Source organism: Streptomyces sp. YS-3 (assembly GCF_045257485.1).
Taxonomy (GTDB): domain Bacteria; phylum Actinomycetota; class Actinomycetes; order Streptomycetales; family Streptomycetaceae; genus Streptomyces.
On sequence record NZ_JBJHPC010000370.1, the window covers coordinates 1 to 7,275 of the forward strand.

Annotated in this window: 4 protein-coding genes and 1 pseudogene; 2 read left to right on the forward strand and 3 right to left on the reverse strand. The window is 67.9% G+C overall.

Annotated features, from left to right (window positions below; translation table 11 throughout):
* Positions 1 to 135: 135 nt before the first annotated feature.
* Both ACJA3G_RS25310 and ACJA3G_RS25315 read left to right on the forward strand, forming a co-directional pair.
* Positions 136 to 3,267 carry a DUF4157 domain-containing protein gene (locus tag ACJA3G_RS25310; RefSeq protein ID WP_406555351.1) on the forward strand — a complete coding sequence of 1,044 codons (3,132 nt, stop codon included), beginning with the start codon at positions 136 to 138 and terminating at the stop codon, positions 3,265 to 3,267.
* Between the two features lie 223 nt (positions 3,268 to 3,490).
* Positions 3,491 to 4,453 (forward strand): ArsR/SmtB family transcription factor, encoded by a 963-nt coding sequence (locus ACJA3G_RS25315; protein WP_406555352.1) that lies wholly within the window; start codon positions 3,491 to 3,493, stop codon positions 4,451 to 4,453.
* Between the two features lie 302 nt (positions 4,454 to 4,755).
* Here ACJA3G_RS25315 and ACJA3G_RS25320 read toward each other — a convergent pair whose 3' ends face one another.
* From ACJA3G_RS25320 to ACJA3G_RS25330, 3 genes and pseudogenes are all read right to left on the reverse strand, one after another.
* Entirely contained in the window at positions 4,756 to 5,145 is a 390-nt protein-coding gene (locus tag ACJA3G_RS25320) for a hypothetical protein (protein ID WP_406555353.1), read from the reverse strand.
* Between the two features lie 496 nt (positions 5,146 to 5,641).
* Entirely contained in the window at positions 5,642 to 6,841 is a 1,200-nt protein-coding gene (locus tag ACJA3G_RS25325) for a threonine aldolase family protein (protein WP_406555354.1), read from the reverse strand.
* Positions 6,842 to 6,911: 70 nt separating this feature from the next.
* Positions 6,912 to 7,275, reverse strand: a pseudogene (locus tag ACJA3G_RS25330) (MFS transporter); the annotation flags it as partial.

Consider the following 7,275-nt stretch of genomic DNA (forward strand, 5'->3'; position numbering starts at 1 on the left):
GCCGTGAAGTGGGAGATCTGCCCCCACGACTGCCCCAGCGGACCTGTTCGCCCCCGGGAGCGGACAGTTACAACAGCGACGGGGCAGTACGCCGGAGACGCTGTCCCGCTGTCGCCGGCCCGAAGAGGTAATGCCATGCACGCGCACGAGAAACGTCCCGAGAAGCAAGAAGGAACGCCGGGATCCGGTGTGCGGCGGACGTCTTCCGTGTCCGGGGGCGTGGGTCAGGGGCCGATGAGCGCGGCGCGGGCCACCGCGCTCCAAGGGCTGGTGGGCAATCATGTGGTCGCGCGCCTGTTCAAGGAGGAGCGGCACGTCCACGGGGCCGGCTGCGGGCACGGTGACACGGGCGGCGCGAAGGGCGAGGCCCCGGATGCGGCACGGGAGAGCGAGCCGCTCGACCAGGTGGCGCTGCTCAATGACGCCATCAACTCGCCGAGCCAGCCCATCGCCGACCCGATCCGCAAGGAGGCGGAGGCGTTCTACCAGACCGACCTGTCACCCGCGCGCGTCCACAGCGACACCGTCGCTCAGCGGGCCACCGCGGCGATGGGGGCCGAGGCTATGACGATCGGCCACCACATCTTCCTGCCACCGCAGGCGGCCCGGAAGAAGGAGATCGTCGGCCACGAACTGAGTCACGTGAGCGACAACCTCTCGGGGCTGAAGGAGACCGGGAACACCAACAGCGCGGGCGTCACCGTCACCGACCCGGGGCAAGGCTCCGAGCGCAAGGCCGAGGCCAACGGTGCGGCGTTCGCCGCGGGAGCGGGCAGCGCGCCGTCGCGAGGTCCGCGCCCGCCGGCCCGGCCCGGTGGGGCCATGGACAGCGGGGGCCTGGGCATGCCCGCACAGCGCTCCGTGGGCAACGTGGCGAGCCTGGTGGTGGCTCGCGCGAAGGACGAGAAGTCCTCCAAGGGCAGCAAATCTTCCAAGGACAGCAAGTCCTCGAGCAAGTCCTCCAAGGACGGGAAGCCTTCCAAAGAAAGTAGGTCTTCCAAGGAGAGCAAGTCCTCCAAGGGCAGTGGGGCCACGGCCAAGAGCGGCAGCTCCCAGGCCGCGCTGCCCCCCGCGGCGGCGAGCGGCAAGGCCCCCGGCCGCAAGGAGATCCTCACTGAACTCGACCGGCTAGCCGAGCGCTGCACCTGCAAGCAGAACAAGAAGCAGTGGGGACGGATCACCAAGCAGATAGCGATCCGCTATACCCGCGACTACGCCGACGAGCGCGATGCGCAGAGCCTGCGGCACATTGTCCGCCGGGCAGTCGCCGCCGTATCGCACGCCGAGCGAAAGGAAAGGGAGGAAGCGGCGTCGGCACAGGGCAAGGGCAAGGGCAACGACAAGGCGGATCCGTCGGGTGATGCCGCGTCAACGAAGTCCGCGCAGGCAGTTGTGGAGCAGGAGATCCAGGCGGCGACGGTCAACGGGCACCTGGTCTTCGCCAGCAATTACAACCAGTCCATGCGGCGGCTCCTGGAGCTGTTGCGGGAACTGGGTGACGGCGACGATGAGCAGGACGTGGTGGGGGGCGACGCCCTCCAGAAGCTGCTGACCACGGACTTCGGTGATGAGGAAGGCGTACCGGCGGACCAGGAGGACGCGCTCGACAGCGACAGCGAGTCGGACTCCGAGTCCGAAGAGGCGCCCGTCCTGGCCGACGCGAGCAAGGGCAAGGGCAAACGGTCCGCGGGGGCACGCGCCGACAAGGACACGAAGCGCCGCCGCACCGAGAAGGACGCCGAAGACGGCGTGCCGAGGAGCAGCAGGAAGGTGCGGGAGCAGGAGGGGATCCGGCGGAACCGGCAGGCCCTGCTGAAGGTCCGTGAGGGGTTCATGGCACAGGTGCGGGCCCTGGAGGCGGTGGACCCGAACGCCATGGACGTGGACGGGGCGGAGAGCGGCGGGTTCAAGCGGGACAACGCCACCTTGAAGGCTCTGCGCGAGACCTCACACATTCGGCTCGTCGACGTCTCCAACGAGAAGGCGAAGATGCCGTCGTACCGGAGGTACCTGGCCGACCTGCTCGCGCCGGGAAAAAACCCGGGCTACGCCTACCTGGTGTACAACGGCGAGGGGGCGAAGAAGATGCATGCGGAGCAGAAGCTGCTGCAGTTTCTGCAAAATGCGGAATTCGACGCGGACACGCCTCATGACCCCATCCACATCCGCGGTTCGAAAAGGCCGTGCGACGCCTGTCTCGCCATGCTGCGCTATTTCGAGGAGGAGGTCGGGCTCAGCCTGGTCTACAACCGTCGCGGGAACCAGCTCTACAAGGAAGCAGTCGACAGCGGTGTCCGGAACCTCGCCGGGCATGACGGGTCGGCGACTGCGGACGTCGGTGAACACTTGCGCGGACACATGGGTGACCCGGAGCGGCTCATGTACGCGTCCGCGCCGCGGCATGCGCACCCCGCACCGGCCGGCAACGGTCTCGAGGAGCCGGAGCCGGGTGCCGGGGGCGACGTGGAGCAGCGGTACACGGTGCCGGAGGAGGTGAACAAGAAGGGCGAGACCGTTCGCGTGATCCCGGCCGACACCGAGATCCTGGTGAAGGACGACACCCCCTCCAACAGCGAGGCCGAGGACGTCGACGAGTCGGAACTGGTGTCGAAGACCAGCGCGCTCCGTATCGGCAACCCGGTGGGCGCTCACGCCCCGACCGCGAAGGAGCTCAAGGCCGAACGTGATGCGGAGCTGAAGGCGCAGGCCGAGGCGAGGTGGCAGGTGTTCGAGGAGGAGACGGTACCCGCATTGCGAAGCGCGGCAGGAGAAGAATTCTGGAAACTGGTCGAAGCCCGTACGGGGAAGGGTGGTCAGTACGGAAAGACATTCCCTGATGCCTTGCGTCTGAAGATCAGGGAACTGACGCAGAACGACATCGAGATGAAGAATCTGATCCTGAAGCGCCTTGATATTTCTGCTGCCGCACTGGATAAGCAGATAAGTAAGCTCGACACTAAAGCCAAGCAGGCCACCCCGCTCAGCAGAGTCCAAGGCGCGGCCGAAGAGCTGGAAGCGCACATCCCTGCACCCCTCAAAGACAAGTGGCTGGCCAAGAAGGCGGAGAACGCGAAGCTTCCCCCGGGACAGGAACCCGGGAAGCTGAGTGTGAGCGAAAAGGAACTCACAGCTGACTTCAAGACATTCCTGGCCGAGATGATGCATACATGGCCGACGCGGATATCCAGCAACTCGATAGCGGACCACCTGCTCCTGCCCCAGACCTCGTTCAGCAACTTGGCGAAGAAGTTCCCCAAGTTGGGCTGAGCACTGAGCGGGCCGTTCTTTGCACCTGACCGCGTCAGAGCGCACCCGAACGCACCGGGCACAGCATGTCGGGTCCGCGGAGCTGATCCTTCCTTCCGAAGTCCGGAAGAGGCTCGCCATGGCATCGGCCCGGCACGCCACCGCAGGGCCCTGGACGTCGCCCTCGCCTCACTGTTCACTGGCCTTGGCGCAACGTGCCGGACACGGGATTCGCGGGGGCGGGATGATCCGGATCGATTTGGGCTCGGAGGGGCTGGCGCGGACCAGATTCGCGGTGTCTCCGCTGCATCTGGTGTGCGAACTGCTGTACAAGGCGGGGCACTACCCGAGCTACCTGCCCAGGACATGGCAGTCACGCGCGACCACTGTGGTGCGGGAGAACAGGCTGACATTACTCGCCGCGCTTGCCACCGCAGGCCCTGTCATACCTGATTTCATCAGCCCACTGCCGACCGCGTTCGACAGCGACCCGCACGACCAGTTGCACCAGGTGGCGATCACCCCGACGGACCGAGTCGACTACGAGGTCGCATCCGTACTCCCCGACCCCGGACGCAAGGGCACCGACCTGTCCAACCGGTCGGGCACCCTTCTGAGACGGGCCATGGACCGCGGCGAAGGCGACTTCGCCGCCCGAGTGGCGAGCCAGCTCGGGCAGTTCTGGGACATCGCTGTCGGTCCGCACTGGACAGAGCTTCACGATCAGATGCACTCCGACATCTCACGGCGCGCCGTGGACAGCGCACGTGAGGGCTTCCACCAAATGATCAACGGTTTGGGGCCGTCCTTCACCTGGAACGCGGGAAGCCTGCAGCTCGACTTTCCCCTGTGTGACCAGTCCGTCTCCCTGACATCCCAGGGCGTCATCCTCGTCCCGTCGATACTCGGTGCGCCCGACATGTCCTGCATCGACGCGCCCGAGGCACCTGGACCTCGCATCCCCATGATCACCTACCCGGTCGCCGCGTCACCCGCCCGGAGCCAGAACCTGGGAGACCTGATCGGCACCACCCGAGCCGAGATACTCGCCGAACTCACCCAGCCTCAAAGCACCGAGGGCCTTGCCCAACGCCTGCACCTCAGCCGCGCAACCGTCTCCTACCATCTGCAGATCCTTCATCGTGCCGGGCTGCTCCAGCGAACCCGTCGAAGCCGGCACGTCTACTACCAACGCGCGGCACCCTGAACACACGCGCACGCCCGCACCCCCTTGCTTGGCCCTGGCGGGTTCCTCCAGCGGAGGCGGGGGCTTGGGGCGTGAGAAGTGCGGCGCATCGGACCGGAGTCGGCGGTATCCGGATCGTTCCGTGTGTGCCGCCAGGCCGTGCCCCGCCCGCGGCTACAGCGATCCGTACCTACGGAGTCCGGATCGCTGCAGCCCCCTCACGATGTGGGTCACATACCCACCGTGACCTGCGGAGTCATCGACACACCAGTTCGCGGGACGCAACCTTTGACCGCGAATGGGCGCATGACTCGGTGGGCGCCCTACGGCTTCCAGGGGCACCGGATGAGGCCGTTGCGGAAGGCGTTGCTGTCATCCACGTACGGCGCGTACACGTACCCGTATTGGTACGTCGTGGTGTTGTTCTTGTAGTGCTCCTGGTAGACGTGGTACCAGACGTTTCCCTGGTTGTTGATGCTCTGGCCGCTCACGAAGCAGTCGGTGTGGACGGAAGCGGGAGCGAACAGGTCATCGGCGACCTTGGGTGTGTCGCTCGCCGCCCCGGAGTAGACGCCCACGCCGTGCGTCCCGTTGAGCCAGACCTGAACGTTCGACGATGCCGATGCGCTGCCGGATGCCATGCCCAGGCCGCCCGCGACGAGTGCGGCGACCGCTGTGGCTGTCGCCGTGCGTCGTCCGAGTCTGATTCTCATGTCTGCCTCCTGTGATCGGCCTGACGTCGAGCCGGCCCCCAGGTGTTGGTAACCGGCTTGGGACCAGGGAACCTTGGTGGCGTATCCGCTGTCGAAGGATTCGACCAGCTTCGAATGCGTCCCCTGATTGCGGCGCGTGAGGAGGTGTCGCCCGCGGTGCGGGCGGGCGCGGTCACCGACTGGCGGGCCGACCTGATGACGTGCGTTCGCTCAAAACATCAGGCGTCACTCGTCGCACGGAATGCAGGATCTCGTCGACGAGTGCGGAGTCCGTGGGCTGCCAGCCAGCCGGCGAGCAGTCGCCACCCCGACGCCCGCGCCGGCTTCACCCCGGTCGGCCGTTCCATCAACGACGCCGCCCCGCCCCTGGGGCCACTGGTCGGCTCATCACCGAGCATGCCGCCGGGCAGGGCGACCTGGAACCGGTCGTCCCTCTCGTGCTTCTCCCGCCCGGGGGCCAGGGCGCTCCCCCGACCTCCCGGGCCTCCGCCATCGGCTACTTCGTCGTGCGGTTCGTGGAGAAGGCGGGCGTTTTTCCCAGCGCTTCTATCGTCTCTTCCATCTCGCGGACCCTACGGCGCAGCTGCACCAGTTCCTCGCGCTCGGCCGTGGTCAGCGCGCCCGCCGGGCCCTCGCCTCGCTCCGCCGCCAGCTCCTCCGCGATCGCCGCCGCGAACACGTCCACGTCGTCCTCGGTGGTGTCGAAGGAGGTCATCCAGCGGACCTCGCCGGCCTGCTCGTCCCAGGTGTAGAAGCGGAAACGCTTCTGGAGGCGCTCGGTGACGGCCGGCGGCAGGACGGCGAAGATCTGGTTGGCCTGCACCGGGCGGGCGATCTCCAGGCCGGGCAGGTCACGCACCGCCTCGTACAGCCGCTGGGTCATCGCGTTGGAGCGGGCGGCCGAGCGCAGCCACAGGTCGCTTCCGAGCAGGGCCTCGAACTGCACCGACATGAAACGCATCTTGGAGCCCAGCTGCATGCTCGTCTTGCGCAGGTGGGCCATGCCGCGCACCGCGTCCTCGTTGAGCACGATGACCGCCTCGCCGAAGAGCAGCCCGTTCTTGGTGCCGCCGAGCGAGAGGACGTCCACGCCCGCGTCGGTGGTCATCTCGCGCAGGGACACGCCGAGGGTGGCGGCGGCGTTGGCGAGCCGGGCGCCGTCCAGGTAGACGAGCATGCCGAGGTCGTGCGCGTGGTCGCAGATCGCACGGATCTCGTCCGGCGTGTAGCAGGTGCCGAGCTCGGTGGACTGGGCGATCGAGACGACCCTGGGCCGGGCGCGGTGCTCGTCCTCGAAGCCCCAGGCCTGGCGGTCGATCAGCTCAGGGGTGAGCTTGCCGTCCCACGTGGGCACCGTCAGGAGCTTGATCCCGGCGACCTTCTCGGGCGCCCCGCCCTCGTCGACGTTGATGTGGGCCGACTCGGCGCAGACCACGGCGTCCCAGCGGTCGAGCATGGTCTGGAGCGCGACCACGTTCGCGCCGGTGCCGTTGAAGACCGGGTACGCGTGTGCGGTGGGGCCGAAGTGGCCGCGCACCACTTCCTGGAGGCGCTCGGTGTAGACGTCGGCGCCGTAGCTGACCTGGTGCCCGCCGTTGGCCACGGCGATCGCCGCAAGGATCTCGGGGTGCACACCCGCGTAGTTGTCGCTGGCGAAGCCGCGCTCGTCCGGGTCGTGTCGTCGCTGTACGGTCATGATGCTCGCTTACTTGTTTCGGTCGTAGGGGTCTGACACATGGGGTCCGGACGGACGCCGGCCGGTCCGCTCAGGCCGGCGCCGGCTCCGTCCGCGCGCGGGCCCTCTCCAGGCCGCGCACCAACGGCGGCGCGGCGAGCCCGAGCAGGGCGAAGAGCGCCGCGAGGACCAGCCAGCCGGTCGCCGCCGCGCCGACGACCAGGGAGGTCATCAGCCACGGCCCGGCGAACTGCTGGAGCCCACGCCCCAGGGAGAACACCGCCTGGTACTCCCCCTGCCGGCCCGCCGGGGCGAGCCCGAAGGACAGGCCCCAGCTCGCCGACGCCTGGTACAGCTCGCCGAGGACGAGTACCAGCGCCCCGCCCAGCAGGGCCGCGCTGTCCAGGAGCGCGCCGCGCCCCCCGCTCACCGCGAAGACCAGGCAGGACGCCCCC